The sequence below is a fragment of the Halalkalibacillus sediminis genome (assembly GCF_002844535.1).
In the GTDB taxonomy this organism is placed as follows: Bacteria; Bacillota; Bacilli; order Bacillales; family Alkalibacillaceae; genus Halalkalibacillus_A; species Halalkalibacillus_A sediminis.
In genome coordinates, this window is the sequence record NZ_PJNH01000002.1 from 293,294 (window position 1) to 316,903 (window position 23,610).

Below are 23,610 nucleotides of genomic sequence, written 5' to 3' on the forward strand. Positions count from 1 at the left end.
CTAATAAGGATCGAATATGTCACTATTCCAAATTATCAGACAAGATATCAAATCAGATTAGTCGGAGGGAATAATTAAATGAACTTTACTAAAATAACCAACAAGGAAGAAGCAATTTCTATTATTGGTTTAGGTTATGTAGGACTTCCTCTTGCCATAGAGTTTGCAAAAAAGTTTGAAGTTGTTGGCTTTGACACTAATGATAACAAATTGGACAAGTACCTAAGTGGAATTGATGTAACAAATGAAGTTGGGGATGAGGCGGTCAAAAATACAACACTAGAATTTACTAATGAAGAAAGTAGAATAAGAAATTGTAAGTTTCACATAGTTGCTGTCCCTACCCCAATAAATAGTGATAAAACCCCTGACTTGAACCCTGTAATTAGTGCAAGTAAGACGGTGGGACGAAATCTGACTAAAGGGTCTGTAGTAGTATTTGAGTCAACTGTTTATCCTGGAACAACTGAAGAGATATGTATCCCTATCCTAGAAAAAAATTCTGGTTTAAGGTTTGGAATTGATTTTAAAGTAGGCTTTTCGCCTGAACGTATAAACCCAGGTGATAAAGTTAATACATTAACCAAAATTATTAAAGTTGTTTCTGGATCCGATCAGGACGCTCTTGAAATTATTTCGAATGTATATGAATCAATTATAGAAGCTGGTGTTCATAGAGCTGAATCAATAAAAGTAGCAGAAGCTTCAAAAGTTATTGAAAACTCTCAAAGAGATATAAATATTGCTTTTATGAATGAACTCTCTATGGTTTTTAATAAAATGAATATTGATACAAAAGCAGTATTAGAAGCGGCTGGTACTAAGTGGAACTTCTTGAATTTTACACCAGGTCTAGTAGGCGGTCATTGTATTGGTGTAGATCCATATTACTTCACATATAAGGCTGAACAACTGGGTTATAATTCACAAATAATTCTTGCTGGTAGAAAAATCAATGATGATATGGGTAAATATGTTGCAAGTAACATTATAAAAAAATTAATTAAAGCAGACCAGCCAGTTAAAGGAGCAAAAGTGGCAATATTAGGGATTACCTTTAAAGAAGATTGCCCAGATGTTAGAAATACAAAAGTAATAGATATTATTAATGAATTAGAAGATTTCGGAGTAGAAGTTCTAGTTCATGACCCAGTTGCTAATAAAGAAGAAGCTTGGGATGAGTATCGAATTAATTTAGTTGAAAAAGATACTTTAACAAGTTTAAATGGTATAGTACTTGCCGTTTCACACAAAGAGTTCAAAGAAGGTTATGGATTAGATTTCTATAACGACATATATGCAGATGATAATAATAAAGTTATGGTTGATGTAAAAAGTGTATTGAATAGAAAGGAATATGAAGGTAACGGTTTTACTTATTGGAGGTTGTAACATTTATTCAATCTTTTAAATTATAAATAGGGGTGTTTTACTTGGACGACGAGTGTTTCAAATTGTAATAAAGGTTATAAATGGTAAGTATAATGGAATTCCTTTTAGTGATTATCTGGAAATATAAGTAATAAAACTAATTAAGTGCAATCAATCAAGGAGATTAGCTATGGATCGAGCCCTTTATTATAAGGAAAACCAAATATCGACAAGACTGTTGAATACTCTATTTACATTAGTAGTTTTAATGACATTTTTCGCACCAAATTTATTCGGAAGAGATTATTTAGGGATCATATCATTAATAGGTTCGTTTTTAATAGTTTTGTTATTCGGGAGAATTAATATAAATAAATTAACAATCATGATTTTCTTATATGTAATATTTACAATATTTGTTGATCTTATTAATAATTTTATTTACCCAACATCGACTGTTTCTATTTTAAGAACGTTTGTTTATAGCTTGATCCCTTTGATGGCATTTTTATTAGGAAGTTACTTTAATAATCGTTTAAACAAAAACCTAGTAAATAAATTAATTCTAATTACGGGGTTTGGTCAAGTTTTAATAGGGATAGCACAAGTTTATAATAAGCCCTTTAGAATCGCTAGTTTAACTTATTACTCTGATTTCGAAAAATACAATTATGGGTTTGAAGCGTGGGAAGTAGGAAGAATTGTTGGTACAATTGGAAACCCCAATACTTTTGGTGTTTTTGTGGTGATATTTATTACTTACATATTAACAACATTGCTTTCAAATTATAAATATAGTACCAAATATAATATTATATTGATATTTATTTTATTGACTTCTTCATACGCAATAATTCTGTCTCAGTCAAGAACTGCATATTTATTGCTTGCTGTTAGTGTAGTGTTATCTTTACTATTAAGTAAAATAAACATCTTAATAAAATCAATGTTATTGTTAGCAGTTGTACTATCTTTTATATTAATTTTTACTAATAGTCTTTTGGGTACGCAAAGGTTTTTGGCGGAAAATACCAGTACGTTGGGTGGCAGAATACATATATGGACTACGTTTATAGAAAATCACCTTTCACCATTTACAATTCAAAACCTATTTGGTTATGGATTCTTTTATGTGCGTGATATTGGAAAAGCGGTAGATAATTATTATCTGCAACTTGTATTACAGTATGGGTTGATTGGTTTATTACTATATCTAAATATATTCTTGTATGCTATAAAGTCATTTTTGTCTACAGTAAGAGTTTCGGAAAATAGTATATTCATAATTGTTTCTATAATTATTATATTGATTTCAGACATCACAGGAACAATAAATATGTCTCTTAATATATCTATCTTCTTTTTCTTAATAATGGGATATTTCTTCAAAAAATAATTAATGGGAAGTGCTAATATGAAAATATTGATGATTACAACTTTATTCCCTAGTTACGATGGGCAGTCGAGAAAAGAAATATCATATGCATTACATTATTTTGCAAAAGATTGGGTCAGTATGGGGCATGATGTAAGTGTAATGAAGATTCATCCGAAATATCCAACTCTGTTTAATATTACAACAAAAGGTCAAGAAGCTAGAAGGTATGGTGAAGATACTACTTTTAAATTACAAGACGTAGAAGTGAATAGATTAACAATAAATAAATACCCAAAAATTGATTATTTTCAAAAAGATTTACGACTATTATATAGTAAGTTGCTAGAGAATATTAATAATTCTCCTGATATTATTGTTTGTCATATGATAAACCCTTCTCTTTATATATCTAAAATGTTAAAAGATAAATTGGATATTCCTTTGATTTTAACACTTCATCAGTCAGACATCTCTCAATTAACTAATATGAAGAAAAGGCTCAAAAAATATTCAGAGGTTGAGTCATTTATTGATAGGATTGGTTTTAGAAGTCAAAATCTAATGAATAAATACAAAAAATTACACCTTGCTTCAAAAAGTAACTTTATAATCCCCTCTGGAATAAATAGGGATTTAATTATTTCGGATTGCAAGCTTCAAAAGAAAATAAAGTCCAAATCGCAAGTTATTTTCATTGCATCCAGTATGATAGCGTTGAAAAATATAGATATAGTTATTAAGGCTTTTGAAAAAATAGCAGTTAGTAAAGAAGTGTATTTAAAGATAGCCGGCGATGGGCCAGAGAAAGATAGACTAAAAAAATTAGCTAAGGCTTCTAGGGTGAGCTCTCAGATAGAATTCCTGGGATATATTACACGAGAGTCAGTAATTGAGAAAATGGAGGAAAGTGATATTTTTGTAATGGTCAGTTCCCCTGAAACTTTTGGATTAGTATATATTGAAGCGATGTCTAAGGGCTGTATAACTATTGGTTCTATTGGAGAGGGGATAGATGGTGTTATAAAAGACAATCAGAATGGCTATTTATGTGAACCTAGAGATTTAGACGGATTAGCAAATAAGTTAACTAAAGTCTTAAATTTAAATAGGGATCAAAAAGAAAAGATAATTACTAAAGCTGTTGAAACTGCTCGGGGTATGACACAAGAAGCGTTGTCGAGGAATTACTTGGATGTATTGCAAGAAACCATTACTAGGTATCCAAAGAAAAGCAATATAAATGAGGTTCATATTAAACAACAAGAATAAGGTAACTGGAAAACTACTAAGAATGAAGTACAACCAAGTATACAAAGATCACTGTAATAAGCAAAGAACCTATATTAGCCTTCTCATAATAAGCAGTGTCTCAACCTTGTTCCTTATGAGAAGGCTAGCAAGCGAAATGCAGGAAAAATAGCACGCTATTAAATAATTGAAGTACGAAAATTATTTTGCCAAACACCGTAAATCTGGTTTGTAATGAATAGGTACACTTTATTAATGGTTACGCTATTAAAATTATTGGCTCACTAGAGTTCCATGATTATTTTAAAATCTCGGTATAATATGAAGTGCTCTAGATGTATGAATTAAAGTAGTGTTGAACACTTCTCTAATTATCTCTGTAATGGGATATATTTGCAGGTGAAAACATAATGCTTGAAAGGTAAACTCAAAAAAGAGTGGGGATTATATGAATATTTTTTTCATTACGAACATGGATATTGACAAAAGTAGTGGTGGTTTATTTAATGCGACGTACGAGCGTATTAAAAGGCACAAGAAAAAAGTTAACCAGATTTTTATTATTAACAATAATGTGTACCACAGCAAATTCATAAGATTTTCAGCTAAATATTTGTTTAAGAAAAATATTGAAAAAAAATCTTATGTTTATAAATGGAAGTACTATAATGACAACATTATATATAATCTCAATTTTAAGCATAGTGTATCTAGCTATTTTAAAAGGTACGTGTTAAAACAAAAAATAGAAGGTCTACTGTTAGAACAATATATCAATCGTTTTGATAATTTTCTTAAAAATTCAGATGCTATTCATGCGCATTGGGGGTGGCCTAATGGTTACATTGCTTACAGACTAAGTGAAAAGTACTCAATTCCCTATTATATTACATTCCATGGTAGCGACTTAAATTATTTAAGTGGAGAAAGGAAAGAAAAAGCACTGAGCGCCATGAAATTTGCCGAGAAATGTTTTTTTGTAAGTGAAGGTTTATATTCTACTGCATTGCAAATTGGTTATTCAGGACAAAATGCTGCAATTACTTACAACGGCGTTGATTTGGGAGCATTTCGGATCATGGACAGTAAAGTAGGTAAAAAAAAGACTGTCGGATATGTTGGCACACTTGAAGAAAAAAAAGGTGCGGATTATCTTATTGATATTTTTAGTGAGATTAATAGAAGGAAAGATGGGGTCGATTTCTTAATCGTGGGTGAAGGCAAACTGTTGTCTTACCTAAGAGGACAATTTAACCGTAGAGATTCAAATATTGATGTTAGATTTACAGGAGGACTCCCTCCTGAAGAAATTCCTGGTATAATGAACCAGTTAGACATTTTAGTAGTTCCAAGTAGAAATGAAGGCTTTGGTATGGTGGTACTTGAAGCGAATGCTTGCGGTGTACCTGTTGTTGGTTCTAATGTTGGTGGTCTTCCAGAAGCAATTGGGTACACTGAAAATATTATAAATATAGATGATCGATTTGCTTTTAATATAGCTAATAGAATCATTCAAATTCTTGAAGGAGATTGTCTAAGTAAAGAAGAATATCGAGAGAGAGTCGGAAAAAAATTTAATTGGGATCATATAACTGATCATGAATTTAAAATATATAACTCCGGAAAAATTAGTGATAAGGACATTTAATTTTAATGAGTGTTGATCTGTGAATAAAGAAAAAAATCTCCAATAAGCCTATTTTTTCTATAATAAGGCAAACAAAGGTAGGTATGTGACATATTTGAGGGTGACGATACTTAAAGTGAATTATATGTTTATGCTTTATAATTATTCTTCTATATAGGAAAAATGCTAGAAAATGACGAATCAGTTTTTAGTGAATTAATGTTAATAGGGATGTTAAAATGGATAAAGAACTAACAAATGTTACAAAACAGTCGGGTATAATATTTATTGGGAAAATAATTGGCCTTACATTTGGTTTGCTTTTTAATTTTGTAGCAGCCCGATTTTTGGGGGCAGAAGTATATGGGCAATTCATTTTTATTTTTTCGTTTATAGGCTTTTTCCCACTTTTAGTTTTATTGGGTTTACAACAAGGGTTAGTATACTTTATACCGAAATTTAACGAGAATGAAGAAAAAGATAAACGAAATAGTATAATTACCTTTAGCTTCCTATTGGTTCTTTTTTTCAGTTGCGCAATATCAATATTAATATTGATGAAGAGTGATTTTATTGCGAAAACTATTTTAAACAAGCCTGAATTGAACAACCTAATTAAGTTATTGTCTCCATTGATAATATTTACAGCTCTTAATCAGCTTTCTAAAGGAGTTTTTCAGGGGATAAAGAGGATAAATTATTTTGTTTTTAGTCAGGATTTATTAATACCTGTAATAAAACTTACAGTACTTTTAATCACTGTTTTGATTGGATATGAAATTTATAGTTTAGCTTTAGCAAGTTACATCGGTACTATCATAGGCACCGTATACTTGGTAACTGTAATCTATAAAGAGGGTCTATTTAGTAGGATTAGATTCAGGAAGCCAAGTCAATATAAAGAATTGATTAAGTTCTCTCTTCCGTTATTACTCACTGGTTATTTAGGCTTAATAAGTAATAAGACTGATATTATTATGATCGGCTATTTTCACAGTGAAGACCAGGTAGGTATATATAATATAGCATTAAGAATTGGAACTTTAAGTAGTTTTATTCTTGTTGCGTTTAATACTATGTTTGCTCCTACAATATCATCTTTGTATAGTAAGCGTGATATGGATACATTAGCAAATATGTATAAAGTTATTACAAAATGGATAGTCGGGGTAAATCTAATTGCTTTTGGTTTAATCCTAATTTTCAGTGAAGAAATTATGAGGGTTTTTGGTAGTGAATTTATTGTAGGCTCAACAACATTAATTTTAATAACGATAGGGCAGGTTATGAATGCAGGTGTGGGATCTGCGGGTTATATACTTATTATGACGGGTAATTCCCTTTATGCATTGTACATTAATTTTATGGCTGTAATAATAAATATTACTTTGAATTTTTTGCTTATACCAATATATGGAATAGAGGGTGCAGCATTTGCATCATTGATTTCAGTATTTGTTATAAATATATTAAGGTTACTATTAGTTTATAAACTACATAAAATTCATCCTTACGATGTTAGCTACTTTATATTATTAAAGACATTTATTATCTCTTTTGTAATTGTGTACTTATTAAATAACTGGATAAGTTTAATTTGGATTAGCCAACTAATCGGATTATCAATTACTTTTATAATATTATTTTGCCTAATTTATTATTACTTTGGTTTAACTAAACAGGACAATATCATTTTAAATGCGGTGTTAAAAAAAATAAAGAAATGAGGCTTTTAATTAAATGAATTTAATTAGTAAACAAGTTAGGAATATCCCATTCAAAGCAAAAAGGGTAGCTTGCACTTTCGGTTTAGGAAATCATCCTGATTTTCTCATTATTGGTGCTCAAAAGGCAGGAACTACATCTCTATTTAATTATATTAATGAATATGCACAAAACTTTATTTCACCAAAAACAAAAGAATTACAATTTTTTAGCGAAAAATATCAAAAAGGCGATTCGTGGTATAAAGCGCAATTTCCTTTAAAAATTAAAAATGGTTGTCTAACAGGTGAAGCTACTCCTGATTATTTGTTTTATCATAGATGTCCCGAGAGAATCTATGCCAAATATCCTAATGTAAAGTTTATTGTACTTTTAAGGAATCCAATTGACAGGGCATACTCTCAATATAATTTTCAACGAAACTCTAATAAAACAAAAGCATATAACCCTCTATCTTTTGAAGAAGCACTTCAAGAAGAACTTCAAGAAGAACTTCAAGAAGAACAAAGTCAAACTATAACAGAAGAATTCACTTACAAGTATAAGTATAGGTCCTATTTAAAAAGAGGGCACTATTATGAACAACTGCAAAAATGGCTCGAGTACTATCCTAAAGAACAGTTCCTCTTTATAGAATCCGAAGATTTTTATAAGAACACCGAAACTCATCTAAATGAAGTTTTCAGTTTTTTAGGTTTAGAATTTAAAGAAGGGATTGAACTTAATCTCAAAGCTCAGAACAAGACAGGTTACTCTGAGAGACTCAAAGGGGACACAAGAGAGTATTTACAAAACTATTTTAAACCACATAATGAAAAATTGTATTCATTAATACAGCGTAATTTTGATTGGGACTAAGTAATATTAAATTAATATAAGGGATTGAGAAAATATGAATCAAGAACCTATTTTTATTTTGGGTGCACATAAATCAGGAACTAGCTTATTAAGAAACTTATTTGACGGTCATAGTGAGCTTTTTGTTGTCCCTATAGAATCTCATTTTTTTCAGCATAATGGATATTGGGTTGATTATGGTATTAGAAGAAAGCTTCCGAAAGCCCTAGTTGGAAATGAAATAATAGAAAATTATATAAATTGGATAAAATATGTTAATTCATTGTCAGATCAGTATGCTGATAGTGACACCAAGGGTTTTTGGAACATTGAAAAATTTATAAATGAAATTAAAAGCTATTCTGATTATATGTATTTGAAAACATCAATCGAAAATTATATTCATGCTATGTATTATTCACTTAATAATAAGAAATTGGCTGACAATCTGAGAGTAATTGAAAAATCAGTTGAGAATGCAGAATTCGCAAATATTTTAAAAAAATTGTATCCAAATGCGAAGTTCATTCATATCATTAGAAATCCTTATTCAAATATTGTTTCAATGAGAAAGTTTAAATCTAGAAGTGGTTATCCTTTTTTAAAGCCAATAATTCAATCCCTTTATAACAATTATTATTACTTAGAAAAAAATCAGGTAACATTAGATAAAGATTATCTAGTAATTAAGTATGAAGACTTAGTTATGAAACCTAAAGAAAAGATTAAAGAAGTCATAGAATTTGCTGGAATTTCTAATGAAGAAATTACTTATACCCCCACTGTTAATGGTGAAATATGGGGAGGTAATAGTACAACAGATGTTAAATTTAAGGATCTTTCTAGCAATGGATTGTCTAGATGGATAACTGAAATAGAACCAATAGAGGTAAACTTGGTAAATAAGTTATTTAAATATACGTTAGACCGATATGGTTATGAAACGATTGAAAATAAGAGTTTGGTTAAGTTTGCAAAAGCAGAAAAGGTTAAGGTGTTTATTGGTAATAGACTTTTGATTAAATATTTATAACATATTGTAAAAAAATACATAAATGTTGTCCTCCATCGAATTGAATTGATGGAGAAAGACGAAATCTACTCAGCAGAATTGATTCGATGGGTGAATGAGGAAGTCGATCTTCCTTATATGGAAAAAAGTGGAGTAAACGAAGTGGGGTTAAAGCGGGTGAATCAGAAGTTATGGATATACCTAAAGCAAATGTAATGGAATTCAACGAAGATTGCTGGTGCTGCTTGCGCCCTTCTGGAACTGAACCGAAAATAAAATTTTATATCGGCGTTAAGGGAGCAGACAAAAAAGAAGCAGAGAATCGGCTGATCTCTTTAAAATCCTGTTTACTTCAGCGCATCGACAACATATTGAATTAAAGATTAGCGCCTAAATAAAGGTGCTAATTTTTTTGAAGTTCATTTGAAGTTTTTTACTATTATTCTTTTTATCTACTAAATTATTGATATACTAGTATTAATTAAATATTTTTAAGGAGGATTCGTTTGTACTCTAAATTATGTAAGATTTTTATTGGATTATTGCTTCTTAGCACGATATTTTCTAACGATTCTCATATTCAAGCTGAAGCTGACATGCGAGCGGTGGTCCAACAAGAGGGAACGGAAGTTTATGAGGAGAAAGATAACAAGTTTACTGTATTACAAGAGTATGAAGTAGGAGACATCATACAATATAAACAAGATTCTGAGGATTCAGAGTGGCTAGTTGTCAATCTAGATAATGATGAATCGACAGAAGGTTACATACATAGTGAGAATGTGGATGTTGTATCCGATGAGAGAGCTTCTTTTGAAGGGGCGGCTGTGGATGGTGAAGTCCAAGTTTTTAATAAGCCGAGTAGTAATGGAGACGTAATTAAAACTATTATCCAAGGTTCTGTGCTCGAAGTTCAAACTTTTGTCTCTGGATGGTACGAAATCAATGTAGATGTAGAAGGCGAACAGATCAAAGGTTATATCTCTCAAGGAACTATTGAGATTGCTGGTGATGACCAAGTCAGCTTAAGTGGAATAGCACAACAAAATCAGACCCATGTATATTCTCAAGTTTCTGGATCATCTGATGTTATAAAAAGTTACCCTAAAGGTAGTAAGTTATTGTACCGTTCATTCTTGTCTGGATGGTATGAAGCAATTGTTTACGTAGACGGTACTAAACACACAGGTTATATCTCTCAAAACGATGTAGAGGAACCAGTGGAGAAACAGGCCTCCTTGACAGGGGTGGCTTTAGGGAAGACTTCTGTTTATTCAAGTACGAATAAAAATAGTTCAGAAATAAAGAATTATAGTAAAGGTTCAATTCTAAAATACAAGACGTTTATCGAAGGTTGGTATGAAGCAACAGTTTTTGTTGACGGTGTGAAGTACACCGGGTATATACACTCTGGTGATGTCGAAGAACCAACGAGTAATCCTAAATCTTTAAGTGGTGTCGGAACTAAGCAAAAAACGAAAGTCTATGCAAAAGCTAGTGAAAGCTCGAGTGTTCTAAAAGACTATGGACAAGGAAGTACATTAAAATATAAGACATTTATCAATGACTGGTATGCAGCAGAAGTCATTTTAGATGGGAAGCGCCACACTGGTTATATTCATGTGAATGACGTACAAGAACCAACAAACGATCCTGTGTCTTTAAAAGGAGTAGCATTAAAAAATAAAACAAATGTATATGTTAGTGCCAACAAGGACTCAAGAGTTCTTAAAGATTACTCCCAAGGAAGTACACTGAAGTATAAGACATTCATAGATGGCTGGTATCAAGCGAGAGTAATTTTGGATGGCGAAGCACAGACAGGCTATATTGCAGCGTCTGATGTTGAACAACCAGTTGAGGACTCCGAAAACCTTCGAGGAGTATCAGTAAATTCTTCAACCAAGGTTTATGTCAGACCAAGCAAAACAAGCTCTGCTCTAAAATCATATAATGCAGGTAAAGTCCTTTATTATGAAACTTATTTAAATAACTGGCATGTCGCAGAGGTGATCCTGAATGGAAAACGCCAAACGGGTTATATACATGAAAAAGATGTGGAAGAGCCAGTGGCGGAACAAAAAAAATCATCAGGATATGCTTTGAAGAGTGAAACAGAAATATACTCAAACCCAACAAAGGATAGTAACGCTATAAAATCCTATGAACAGGGACAATTGCTATACTATAAAACATTTTTGAATAATTGGTATGAAGCGACAGTATATACTAATGGAAAAAAACGAACTGGATATATTTACGCTGGAGACGTGGAGGAGCCAATTAAGGATCAAGAGAACCTTAAAGGTTACTCCTATCACTCAAAAATCAATGTTTATTCCGCACCGAGCAAGAGACAGACGGTGCTCAAATCTTATGGAGAGGGCAGACTTTTAAAATACAAATCTTTTATGGATGATTGGTATGAAGCCGAAATTATCGTAAATGGTAATAGAAAAACAGGGTTTATACACAAAAATGATGTAATTGATCAGAATGCTTCTCAAGAGAGCTTTGACGGAATGGCTTACAGAGATGAGACATTTGTGTATTCTGCTACTAGTAGAGACTCAAAAAAGCTTAAAGGATATAGTTTTGGGTCTAGGATGGTTTATAAGACCTTTACATCAAATTGGTATGAGGCGACAGTATATGTAGAAGGTAAAAAACGTACTGGTTACATTCATAAGAACGATGTGATAAATGCAATGAAAGATTTAGGACCAATCGTTAATCCGAAAAGTGTTTATTCTTATAATCAAATGGTAAAAGACATCAATAAGCTTAAAAATGCTTATTCAGGGATTATTCGAACTGAAGTTATTGGCCAATCTCTACAAGGTCGAGACATTCATGTCGTGAAAATTGGAAATGGAGATAAGAAAATCACAATTAATGCTTCTCACCATGCTCGGGAGTGGATTTCTACTAATCTAGTTATGAATCAGATTGATGAATATAGTCGAGCATATGTGAACGGTTCTAAAATAGACGGTTATAATGTTCGTGATATCTTGGAAAAAGTAACAATTTACTATGTACCTATGGTTAATCCAGACGGTGTTACTTTAAACCAGTTCGGGCCGGATGGTTTCAGCAATCGGTCACAGTTAATTCGTTTGAATAATGGAAGTACAGATTTTACCTCTTGGAAAGCAAATGCTAGAGGGGTGGACCTGAATAGGCAGTACCCAGCTGACTGGGAAAATATCACGAAAGTTGCGTCAAACCCAGGTCCATATAATTATAAAGGGACTAACCCTTTAACAGAACCAGAAGTTAAAGCTTTATATAACTTCACAAAAAATAACAATTTTGAATCACATGTAGCATATCATTCATCTGGTGAAGTCCTTTATTGGGCATATAACTCGACAGGTAAGAAGAGAGAGGAGTATAGGCAGTTAGCCGATAAGGTTAGTAATAAAACAGGTTACAGCCTCGTACATCCTTCTTCTAACCCTAGTGGTGGAGGTTATACCGACTGGGTCATAGATTCAATTCAAAAACCTGGATTGACACCCGAGTTATCACGACATGTAGGGAGCCGCCCGGTACCGTTAAGTAATTACGAACGTATATGGAGACAAAATGATTCAGTAGGGCTCATGTTGGCAAAAGAAGCTTTGAATTAGAGTTAAGCAAAAACCCATCCAAACATTGGATGGGTTTTTAAAATAGATTGAAAAACTTGTTCGATGCAACTTTTTCCGGAATATTTCCAACGACTAATTCACTATTATGGAGAAGATTAGCATTTTCAATTAATTCTTCTTTTTTATACATTCCAAATTTCTGTTCAATCAAGCTATAAGCTTCTGGTAAGTTAAAGCTTCGAGAATTAGAGTTGTGAGCGTCTGATGCAATAAAGTGAGCCAAATTAGATTCAATCAATTTAAAACAAAACTTTTGAATCTTTTTTCCAGCGTATCCGCAAACACTTGAGGCAGTTAGTTGAGTTAATGCTCCGTTTTTAACTAACTGATAAAGCTTACTTGGATCTTGAATGATATCTTTATTTCTTTCGGGGTGGGCAATGATAGGTCTATGATTGTTTACTTGTAATTCGAAAACAATTTTTGATGTAAAACGGGGTACATTGTTTGATGGAAATTCAAGTAGTAGGTAGCTGGATTTATTATTTAAAAACAAAATTTCATCACGGTCGATTCTTTCTATTAAATCTCCGACTATACGAACTTCTTGTCCAGGTCTGACGGTAAGTGGAATCTGTTCGTTTTCTAAGTGTATTTGGAACATCTCTATTTCTTTTAAAATCTTGTCCTTTGGATTTTCAAATTGCGGGTTTAAATGGTGCGGCGTGACGTAGACCGTGTTGATTCCCATGTTTACAGCATCTGTTGCAAGCGATAAACTTTCATAAAGAGAAGAGGGTCCGTCATCAATGTTGGGTAATAAGTGATTGTGAATATCAATCAATATAATCGTCCTTCCCTATCTTCCATAGTAGTAATAATAATTGTCTTTTTTTACTTCGACATCATTTAATACTGTGCCTAATATGTTGGCATTGGCCTGATCAAGAAGCTCTTTTGCTTTTACTGCTACCTGTTTATTAGTTTGGCCGCTTCTGATAACTAATAATGCGCCATCAACATAGTTTGCTAAAAGCTGTGCATCCGTAACTGCAACCACAGGCGGAGTATCAAATAATACTAGGTCATAGGTTTTAGTAGCCTCCTCGATGAATCTACTCATTCTTCTGGAACCAATTAGTTCTGAAGGGTTGGGTGGGATAGGTCCACTTGGAAGTAAGTCCAGGTTAGCAATATGATCATGTTCAACTACTTCATCTAGCGATTGCTTTCCAATCAATAGACTACTTAAACCAGAAGTGTTACTTAAACGAAAGGTATAGTGCATAGTTGGTTTTCGAAGGTCTGCATCGACGAACAGAACCTTTAAACCTTGTTGTGCATATACAATTGCTAAATTGGCTGAAGTGATACTTTTACCCTCTTCTGGAGCAGTAGAAGTGACAATCATACTTCTTAATTCATTGTCGACAGAAGCAAATTGAAGGTTCGTTCGTAATGTTCTGAATTGCTCTGAAATAGGGGATTTTGGTTGATCTTTAGCAATTAGTGTTCTCTTCACATTCTTTTTTTTTCTTTTTCCAAACATTTATAAGATCCCCCTTCTATGCTTTTGATTCCGCTTCCTAATCTCTCTCTCATTAATTGTAGAAATACGCCCCATAATAGGTAGAGCCAATGTTCTTTCTATATCTTGTTCCTCTTTTAATGAAGTATCTAGAACCTCTTGCAAAAATGCTATACCCATGCTAATCATGAGTCCTAAGACAAATGCAATTGCAAGATTCAACTGAGTATTTGGACTTACTTTGTTAGGATTGGAGGTGTATTCAGCCTTGGAGAGAACGCTGACATTATCAACATTCAAAATATCTGGAATTTCGTCGCGAAAAGTTTCCACAGTTAAGTTTGCGATATGAGCGACTTGAGCCGGATCTGAGTCAGTAACTCTTACATTAACAACTTGGGACCCACTGGCGCTCGATACATTGATTTTAGAAGCTAGTTGGTTGCTAGTAATATCTAAATCTAGTTTGTTTATTACTTCGTTCAGAATAACTGGACTAGTAAGGATTACATTATAAGTATTTATTAGTTCAACGCTGGATCTTATTTCATTGACATCATAACGAGTAGATTCCTGTTCGACTGACTGGTTGACGATGAATTGTGAAGATGCTTCGTACTGAGGAGTTGTGAAAAATAAAGTATAGACTAAGCCTATTAATACAAAACTTAAAGTGATGATTATGATAATACCTAGTCGTTTCTTTAATGCTGCAAAAATCTCTTGAAGTGAAATTGATTCTTCCATTTTATGCCTCCAATTCTATGTTAGATATTAATTGTAACATATTGTCATTATAAGTGGTGCTATTTATCTACTTATTTCATAATTTACCTTTTTAAGTGGTTAAATAGTATTTTTGGGTTTTATACGTAAAGAATATTCTTAATTAAGAGACAGAGAATTCTATGTTGCAAGTTATAGAGTTTAGTCTGAATACTAAATTCTTATGATCATGACCACTTGATATCGAAAAACAGAGCCATAGTTCTCCTGATGAAAAATTTCAGTCGGCTTGCATGTCGTCTTATATTCCCTTCCTTAACGTGGCAAAAACTAAAGGTCCTTTCTGTGTTCGGTTTTGAACAAATATTGATTAACCATACAAAGGCTACCTTTGATTGAATAATGTTTTCAAAGGAGATATTGAAATTGCTAATAACTGTAATATAGATACAATTGGTATCATGCAGAAAATCTTAATGAAATTACAGAGAATACTGTTTGTCGGCCATTGGGGTCTTATTAAGTGTGGTAAGAGATTCATAGTTGATTGAAATCAGGGGCATTAACAGCCTCTTTAAGTGACCCCATAAACTATGAAATAGAAAACGAAAAGAAATACGGAAGCAAGATATTTTTACTGAGAGGGAAGAAGCGAATCAATTAAGCAAAGCAGAAATCCAGGACGTTAGCGGAAGAGAATTTAACTTTAGTGCTGTGGGGAACCCGTAGGATTTTTTCGGTTTTAAAGTTGCATGTTTAAACTTCACCACAAGAAAAGCCTAACAAATAGTTTTCAAAATTTTGTTGCAATTATATTTAAGATGATTTATATTATACATATACTTTATTCGTTCAATGAAAGAAGTAAGTTTGAATAACTTCTTGAGTCAGGAGTGATCGTTTGCGTGTACTTAGAAATGGCAGTAAAAAACTAATTAAGGAAATCAACCGCTTCAAGGTGCTGAACATCATTCGGCATCAGCATCCTATCAGTCGAGGGGAAATATCTAAACAGTACAAATTGGGTGTTTCAACGTTGTCGTACATAATCGAAGATTTGAAAAGCAGTGGCTTAATTTATGAAGTGGGTGAATCCACTTCTACAGGTGGAAGAAGAGCGAAGTTGATTGAATTTAATAAAGACTTTGGATCGATCATCAGTGTAAAAATTGAAGAAAAGCAAGTTTTGTTAGCGCTTACAAATATGGATGCAGAGATAATTGCTGAAAAAGAAATCTCTTTTGGTGACGATTCATCACCGGAATCAGTAGTAAATATTCTTGAAAAAGGTATCCATAAGGTTTTTGAAAGCTGTGATAAAGATATCAACAACTTATTAGGAATAGGGATTTTATCTTCTGGTTTAGTTAGTCAAAACGATGGAAGCATCATCCGCTCTTCCATGCTTGGCTGGAGTAATGTACCAATCACCAATATGCTTCAAGAGAAATTTGAAGATGTTCAGATTTTTGTTGATAACAATATCAACGGCTATACATTGGCTGAATTGTCTAATGGCGAAGGGCAAAAAAGTAATAATTTTCTAGTGGTTTCAGTAGGGGCTGGTATTGGTTTATCAGTAGTGATTGACCGGAAAATTTACTACGGTGCATTAGGTGGTGCAGGTGAATTTGGTCATACAAGCATCGTAATAGACGGATATGATTGCCATTGTGGACAAAGAGGTTGTTTGGAGATGTATGCTTCGGAGTTTTATTTTGAGAACAAGGGCAGAGAGTTAATTGAAAAATATCCAGATTCAAAAATAGAGAACTTTAATTTTTCAGAAGTTGCTGAAGTTGCAGAACAAGACGATGAACTTGCGAAAGTGTTGGTTGGTGAAATGAGCCACTACCTGGGGTATGGCGTACGCAACCTGATCAATACATTCAATCCTGAAAAGATTGTTATAGCTGGTGAAGGAATGAAATATGGTCATTTGTTCATGGACCATGTACAAGAGATTGCTCAAAAGAACTTTTTCTCGAAAGTTGACATGCCGACACAAATCGTAGCTTCCAAACTTTCGAAAGAATCTTGGCTCACTGGTGGGGCACTGTTGGCGATTAATCATATTTTTCAAGAGCCAGTTTATGAGAAAGAACAGACAATTATTTGATTCAACCAGGGGGTGCTTTAAATGGTAGGTATGACTAAGAAGAATACAATCTTTTGGTTGTGTATTTTCTTGTTACCAAATCTATTAGGATTTCTGATATTTATCGCAATCCCTATTGCGTCTTCTCTTGTTGTTAGTTTTACAGACTGGGATTTAGTAGGGTCGATCAATTTTACCGGTCTGGATAATTATATCAGGTTAATGGGAGATTCTGAGTTTTGGATTGCTCTTAGGAATACATTCTTCTTTATTTTGGGATACATACCACTTGTGATGATTTTTGGGTTACTATGTGCTCTTCTTTTAAACAAAAAGATGAAATTCAGAGCTTTTTTCAGAGCTACATACTTTTTACCGGTAATTACAAGCTGGGTTGCTGTTTCACTTGTTTGGAAATGGTTATACAACCCAAACTTCGGTTTAATCAATTACTTTTTATCGTTAATCGGAATAACAGGTCCAGAGTGGTTGAACGATCCTAATACTGCGATGATTGGGATTATTCTCACAAGTGCATGGAAAGATATTGGATTTGTGATGGTCCTTTTCCTAGGTGGGCTGCAGAATATATCTCCTACCTATTATGAAGCTGCATCGATTGATGGGGCGAGTAAAATTAGGGAGCTATGGAGCATAACGATTCCATTACTTGCTCCGACAACATTCTTTGTCACGATTATTTCTCTGATTAATTCTTTTCAAGTTTTCGATCAGGTGATGATTATGACGGAAGGAGGGCCAGGTGGTTCAACGACGGTTCTCGTTCAGAACATTTACAACTATGCCTTCCGCTATTATGAGATGGGTTATGCATCCGCGATGAGTTGGATTTTGTTCTTGATTATTTTCATAGTGACCCTGGTTCAAATGAAGTTTCAGAGCAAGGGGGTTAACTGATGAATGAACAACAATTGAAGAGACGAAATCTAATTAAGAAAATCTTATTTTATTTGGTTCTTATTGGAGGCGCTTTCATCATGTTGGTGCCGTTTCTCTGGATGTTGTCCACTTCCTTTAAACCGAGTGGAGCTACCATGGTTTTCCCTCCAGAGTTCATACCGGAAAATCCGACTACAGAAAATTATAAAGAAGTGACTGAAGTGTTCCCGATGATGCGGTTCTTGTGGAACTCCATATTCGTTGCCGTTCTTACAACCATCGGACAGATTATATTAAGTGCAATGGCAGCTTACGCTTTTGCTAGGATGCATTTCAAAGGTAGAGATAAGTTATTCCTATTGTATTTAGCGACTATGATGGTTCCTACGCAGGTGACTATGATCCCGCAATTTATCTTAATCAAGGAATTTGGTTGGTTGGATTCGTACCAAGCATTGATTATCCCGACGATGTTCGGGGTGTTTGGAACATTCTTAATGCGACAAGCCATGTTGAGTGTCCCTAGAGAACTAGAGGAGGCGGCATTTATGGATGGTGCCAATCATTTCAAAGTGTTTTTGAATGTTTGTTTACCAGCAGTCAAACCGACGATTGCAACTTTAGCTATATTTACTTTTATGCAATCCTGGAATAATTTCTTATGGCCTTTGATAGTGGTCAATTCGAATGACAAGGCAACTTTACCATTAGGTTTATCCCTTCTGGAAGGTAGGTGGGGAACTGACTGGAGCTTGATGATGGCAGGTGTGGTCATCAGTATAGTTCCAATATTAGCAGTCTATCTTTTCGCTCAGAAGTATTTCATTCAAGGAATGACGATGAGCGGAATGAAAGAATAAATAAAAGAAATGGAGTGGTTTTAGTGAGATCGATTAAAGTAGGGTGGTTATTGATACTTAGTTTACTTGCTGCAGTGGCATTATATGGTTGTTCATCTGACGAAGAGGGTGGAGGCGAAGAAGGAACGGAAATAACTTATTACAGCTTTTCAGCTTCACCGAACTATGAAGAAGAACTGGATCAAATGGTAAGTGATTTCGAGGAGCAAAATTCAGACATCACGGTCAATGTTGAGTTGGCCGCGTATGATGATTACTTCACAAAGCTTCAGACCCAAATTGCTGGAGATAATGCGCCAGATGTTTTCGAATTGAACTACGAAAACTTTGTACAGTATGCATCGAGAGGTTCGCTTGCTGATCTATCATCTTTTATTGAAGAGGACGAGGATTTTGACCCAAGTCAGCTGAATGAGGAAGCATACAAAGCGTTTCAGTATGATGGTAAGCAATACGGAATGGTTGAAAGTTTCTCGAATGTCTTAACTTTTTACAACAAAGAATTATTTGATGAAGCTGGAGTAGATTACCCAAGTGCAGATTGGACATGGGAAGATGAAATTGCAGCTGCTGAACAAATTACAGATGCTGACAACAACGTTTGGGGAACATTCGCACCTGTTACAATGAATGAATTTTTCAAAATAGCAGCTCAAAACGGTGGTCAGATTTTCAATGAGAATGGTGAACCGACGATTAATTCACCAGAAAATTTAGAAGCCCTTGAGTATATGGTTGGTAATGTAACAGAGCGTGGCATTGCCCCTTCACCTTCAGATATGTCTGGTCAATCGCCAGAAGACTTGTTCTTGAATGGTCAGTTAGGGATTGTTCACACAGGTATCTGGATGTTTGATGCTTTTGCAGATGCATCATTTGAATGGGATGTACAGCTTGAGGCTGGAAATACTCAAAAGGCTCACCATTTCTTTGCGAATGGAATTGCCGTTTCTGAAAACACAGAAAAGAAAGAAGCTGCATATAAGTTCGCTTCATTCATGAGTGCAAGCCAAGAAGTTGCAGAGGCACGAGTGGACGCATCATGGGAGCTACCGGCAATTACTGATGAGGAAATATTAGCTCCTTACCTAGAGCAAAGTCCTCCTGAAAATCGTCAGGCTGTATTCGATGCATTAGACTCTCTAGTATTACCTCCTGTAGTAGATAACTGGGGTAGAATCAGTGACACAACAAACCAAGAATTCGAAAAAGCACTGAATGGAGATAAGACACCACAAGAGGTACTAGAAACACTAGAATCTGAAATCGATAGTATTATGAGTGAATAAAATAATTAACAGAAGGATATATGTGTATTTATCTCGCATATATCCTTTGATTTGAGAGGAGCTAATTATGCATCCAGATCATAAATACACAGAATTAATGAATTTGTATGTGAGCCATCTTAAAGGTGAAAAAGAAAATGTAGAGAAAAACCTGATTGCATATACACCTAATGTAAATAATGATTCGATTTATATGATTGCTACTTGGTTATGGGTCTATCAAAAGCACGACGTTGATTCAATTTCTAATGTTAAAGGAGTAGATACCGGGCTTTTGATTGATTATTTAGTCAACCAATGGTCGAGGCCTCATTCGAATATATGGGAAAATAGTAAGGGCGATATCTATTTATCCAATATTTCTATGGTCTACGCTGCTCTTCAATCTACTAAAAATACACAAGGTCAATCCTATTTACAAAAAACGATAACGGAATTAAGAGATTATGTGTTCGATCACTTGCTAAGTGGGGGAACCGTCCTAGCTGGCGCTAACACACGTGAAGTTTCGGCGGATGAGCTTCTGGCAGTGGTTCCGTATGGATTATTTTCTCCAGAGGATTTGGTTATGGTAGAAGCAGTAGAAAAAATGGTTGATCAATTAGATAGTCCGGGGGGACTTTACCCCACTGCTGAAGCTGATGCTAATTCAGCTTCAGCAACAGCTATGTTAGCTCTTTATTATTTAGAGAAATCGGATAAAGAAAGGTCTTTATATTATGCAAACATCGCTCGCATACAAATGGAAAGCGATGAACTAGCAAAAGTGCTGATGGAATTATTCGATTTTTATGAACTAGCAAATAGAGAGAAAGATTATATTTTTCATGATCCTCTCGGAAACGAGAACGTATATATTTCTCAACTGACAGAACGGAATCCTCATTATCCAACTTTGGACGAATCACTGAATCTGAGGTGCCAAGTTGAGTCTGACGAGGAAATAAAAAATGTTCAACTCTTTATATCGAGTGAATCGAGGAAATGGGAAAAGCAAGAAGACATGAAGAGGGTAGAAGAAGAGAACATTCATTATTATGAAACGACGATTGATCCTCTTCCTGATCATGGAAAGTATCAGTATTACTATTCTGCAGAACTAGTTAATGGCAAGGAAGTCGTATCTGAAAAATTCCTTGTAACAACGAGATTAAATCAGCATTCAAGGAGTTTTAAGTTACTCAAGCAATCAGAGGAAGAAGTGATGATAGGATTTGGCCAGAATCGTAATTTAAACGGATTATCGTTTTCTTTTAGAGGAGAAGGTTTGGATTTCAACATTGTAAGAAATGTAGAATTGGAAGAGATCCCTCATCAAGGTTCAGTTGAACTATCTTCTGGTAACTACAAACTTATGATTGATATAGAAAGTCCTTCTATCAATCTATATAAGAATGAGGAGAGGATTATCGCAACCCACCCATCATCACCGGCTCTGGAGTGGAAATTGAATGTGAATGATGAAATAGAAGAACTAACCTTCAATTGGCACAGCCCTGAAACCGAGAAATTCTATGGTTTCGGTGAACGTTTCAATGCGATCGAACAACGTGGAAATGTGATCGATTGTTATGTATATAATCAGTACCGTGACCAAGGTACTCGTACGTACATACCGATTCCATTCTATATGACAAATAATCAATACGGTTGTTTTATTGATACGAATTTATATACTTCTTTTGACCTTGCGTCAAAAGAAAATGATCGATGTTCAGTCACGATTGAGCAAGCACCAGAAGTTTCAGAGACGAATATTCACTTCTACTTTGGCGAAATGAAGAAGCAAATTGCGTCTTATGTTCAAGACACAGGGGAGCCTACGATGGTCCCTGCGTGGGCACTCGGTCCATGGATGTCCAGTAACAATTGGGATCGTCAGTCAATCGTTACAAATGAAGTAGAGTTAACGAATGAGTACGACATCCCTGCAACAGTGATTGTGCTAGAACAGTGGAGTGATGAAGCGACTTATTACATGTTCAATGATGCAGAGTACGATTTGAAGCATCCAAGTGAGGCTCACCAATATGAAGAGATGCATTTTCCAGAGTGGGGTAGATGGCCAGATCCTAAAGGAATGGTAGAGTACCTTCACGAAAATAAATTAAAACTATTACTCTGGCAAATTCCAATCCAAAAATACTTGAACAAACAATATCATCCTTTAAATGCGCAAGACGAAGCATTCATGATTGAAAATGACTTCCTTGTGAAAAACGAAGACGGCACCCCATACAGAATTCCGGAAAACTGGTTCACAAAAAGTTTTCTGATGGATTTCAGTAATGAAGAAGCTTCTGAATGGTGGTTTAAGAAGCGTCAATATTTAATAGACATTGGGGTCGATGGTTTCAAAACGGATGGTGGAGAGTTCGTTTTTGGCAAAGGCTTGAAGTTTAGTAATGGTCAAACTGGTAAAGAAATGAGAAATCTTTACCCGAATGATTATATCGAAGCGTATTATGATTTCGCTCAACAGAACAATGGCATCACATTTAGTCGAGCGGGCTACATTGGTGCTCAAAACTTTCCGGCGCATTGGGCTGGGGATGAGCGCTCTACATTTGATGCATTCAAGAGATCGTTGATTGCTGGAATTAATGCTGGATTTGCAGGAATTACCTTCTGGGGCTGGGACTTGGCAGGTTTCAATGGGGAAATCCCGAGTGCAGAACTATTCATGCGATCATCATCAATGGCTGCGTTTTGTCCGATTATGCAATACCACGCAGAAAGTAAGGCTGAATTCAGCCAGGACCGAACGCCATGGAATATTGCTAAGAGAACAGGGCAGGAGCAGGTTATCGATGTATATAGATATTTTGCTAACTTGCGAATGAATCTATTGCCTTATATTTATCAGGAAGCAGAGAAATCCAGTTTTACAGGTATACCGATGATGAGGTCACTACTAATCGAATATCCTGAAGATAAAAATGTCGAAGGTCTGTATGATGAATATTTATTTGGCGATTCCCTATTAATTGCTCCTGTTATTGAAGAAGGAGCTGTTTCAAGAAAAGTATATTTGCCGGAAGGAACATGGTTTGATTTTTGGACAGGTGAGAAGTTCTTAGGTCCTATAACCATTGAAGCTGAAGCGGGAGTAGACCAAATCCCTGTTTACGTGAGAAGTAATCAAGCGATGTTACTGAATGTAGATAAAAGCGAGAAGTTAGGATCTTCAGTCGGAAATGATATAACAACATACGAACAACCACTTTGTAAAATTTATTATGAAAAAGCTTTTCGTCAAAAAGTTAGCGATCACTTAGGGAATCAATTAGAGTTGTCTGTTGAAGAAACTGAAGAAGATATCATTATTCAAGCTCAACATTCGATTGAACATCTTAAATTTGAAGTAATCGGTACTAATAAGAACGTTCAAATCAAGAATACAAGGTAGGTGACC

The 23,610-nt window shown here is 34.4% G+C and carries 18 protein-coding genes; 15 read left to right on the forward strand and 3 right to left on the reverse strand.

Going from position 1 to position 23,610, the window contains the following annotated elements; translation table 11 throughout:
- The first annotated feature begins 78 nt into the window (after positions 1-78).
- From CEY16_RS07735 to CEY16_RS07775, 10 genes are all read left to right on the forward strand, one after another.
- Positions 79-1,392 carry a nucleotide sugar dehydrogenase gene (locus CEY16_RS07735; RefSeq protein WP_101331419.1) on the forward strand — a complete coding sequence of 438 codons (1,314 nt, stop codon included), beginning with the start codon at positions 79-81 and terminating at the stop codon, positions 1,390-1,392.
- A 169-nt stretch (positions 1,393-1,561) separates the two neighbouring features.
- Positions 1,562-2,767 carry an O-antigen ligase family protein gene (locus CEY16_RS07740; RefSeq protein ID WP_101331420.1) on the forward strand — a complete coding sequence of 402 codons (1,206 nt, stop codon included), beginning with the start codon at positions 1,562-1,564 and terminating at the stop codon, positions 2,765-2,767.
- An 18-nt stretch (positions 2,768-2,785) separates the two neighbouring features.
- Positions 2,786-4,018: a glycosyltransferase family 4 protein gene (locus CEY16_RS07745; protein ID WP_162297892.1), complete on the forward strand. Its 1,233-nt coding sequence runs from the start codon at positions 2,786-2,788 to the stop codon at positions 4,016-4,018.
- A 427-nt stretch (positions 4,019-4,445) separates the two neighbouring features.
- On the forward strand, positions 4,446-5,645 hold the full coding sequence (locus CEY16_RS07750; RefSeq protein WP_101331422.1) for a glycosyltransferase: 1,200 nt from the start codon (positions 4,446-4,448) through the stop codon (positions 5,643-5,645).
- 218 nt (positions 5,646-5,863) lie between these two features.
- Complete coding sequence (locus CEY16_RS07755) at positions 5,864-7,351, forward strand: flippase (RefSeq protein WP_101331423.1); 1,488 nt, start codon at positions 5,864-5,866, stop codon at positions 7,349-7,351.
- Positions 7,352-7,364: 13 nt separating this feature from the next.
- On the forward strand, positions 7,365-8,207 hold the full coding sequence (locus tag CEY16_RS07760; protein ID WP_101331424.1) for a sulfotransferase domain-containing protein: 843 nt from the start codon (positions 7,365-7,367) through the stop codon (positions 8,205-8,207).
- Between the two features lie 34 nt (positions 8,208-8,241).
- On the forward strand, positions 8,242-9,219 hold the full coding sequence (locus tag CEY16_RS07765) for a sulfotransferase family protein (RefSeq protein ID WP_101331425.1): 978 nt from the start codon (positions 8,242-8,244) through the stop codon (positions 9,217-9,219).
- Positions 9,220-9,267: 48 nt separating this feature from the next.
- A complete protein-coding gene (locus CEY16_RS15210; protein ID WP_162297876.1) occupies positions 9,268-9,414 on the forward strand; it encodes a hypothetical protein in 147 nt (48 codons plus the stop codon).
- Positions 9,414-9,578, forward strand: coding sequence for a hypothetical protein (locus CEY16_RS15625; protein WP_476625128.1), 165 nt, complete (start codon positions 9,414-9,416; stop codon positions 9,576-9,578). The genes CEY16_RS15210 and CEY16_RS15625 overlap by 1 nt, the downstream gene beginning before the upstream one ends.
- Before the next feature lie 126 nt (positions 9,579-9,704).
- Positions 9,705-12,833: a M14 family metallocarboxypeptidase gene (locus CEY16_RS07775; protein WP_101331427.1), complete on the forward strand. Its 3,129-nt coding sequence runs from the start codon at positions 9,705-9,707 to the stop codon at positions 12,831-12,833.
- Positions 12,834-12,870: 37 nt separating this feature from the next.
- Here the strand turns inward: CEY16_RS07775 and CEY16_RS07780 are convergent, their stop codons facing one another.
- The 3 genes from CEY16_RS07780 to CEY16_RS07790 are packed head-to-tail and all read right to left on the reverse strand — an operon-like array spanning position 12,871 to position 15,069.
- Positions 12,871-13,638, reverse strand: a complete 768-nt coding sequence (locus CEY16_RS07780) for a tyrosine-protein phosphatase (protein WP_101331428.1) — start codon at positions 13,636-13,638, stop codon at positions 12,871-12,873.
- A 15-nt stretch (positions 13,639-13,653) separates the two neighbouring features.
- Positions 13,654-14,343 carry a CpsD/CapB family tyrosine-protein kinase gene (locus CEY16_RS07785; protein WP_101331429.1) on the reverse strand — a complete coding sequence of 230 codons (690 nt, stop codon included), beginning with the start codon at positions 14,341-14,343 and terminating at the stop codon, positions 13,654-13,656.
- On the reverse strand, positions 14,344-15,069 hold the full coding sequence (locus CEY16_RS07790; protein WP_101331430.1) for a YveK family protein: 726 nt from the start codon (positions 15,067-15,069) through the stop codon (positions 14,344-14,346).
- A gap of 880 nt (positions 15,070-15,949) precedes the next feature.
- On the opposite strand from CEY16_RS07790, the gene CEY16_RS07795 reads away from it, so the two are divergent.
- The 5 genes from CEY16_RS07795 (at position 15,950) to CEY16_RS07815 (ending at position 23,604) form a co-directional block, all read left to right on the forward strand.
- A complete protein-coding gene (locus CEY16_RS07795) occupies positions 15,950-17,167 on the forward strand; it encodes an ROK family protein (protein WP_101331431.1) in 1,218 nt (405 codons plus the stop codon).
- 21 nt (positions 17,168-17,188) lie between these two features.
- Entirely contained in the window at positions 17,189-18,064 is an 876-nt protein-coding gene (locus CEY16_RS07800) for a carbohydrate ABC transporter permease (protein ID WP_101331432.1), read from the forward strand.
- Positions 18,064-18,906, forward strand: coding sequence for a carbohydrate ABC transporter permease (locus tag CEY16_RS07805; protein ID WP_101331433.1), 843 nt, complete (start codon positions 18,064-18,066; stop codon positions 18,904-18,906). Before CEY16_RS07800 ends, CEY16_RS07805 begins: the two co-directional genes overlap by 1 nt.
- A gap of 32 nt (positions 18,907-18,938) precedes the next feature.
- On the forward strand, positions 18,939-20,195 hold the full coding sequence (locus tag CEY16_RS07810; RefSeq protein ID WP_101331776.1) for an ABC transporter substrate-binding protein: 1,257 nt from the start codon (positions 18,939-18,941) through the stop codon (positions 20,193-20,195).
- Positions 20,196-20,262: 67 nt separating this feature from the next.
- Positions 20,263-23,604, forward strand: a complete 3,342-nt coding sequence (locus CEY16_RS07815) for a glycoside hydrolase family 31 protein (protein WP_101331434.1) — start codon at positions 20,263-20,265, stop codon at positions 23,602-23,604.
- Positions 23,605-23,610: the final 6 nt, after the last annotated feature.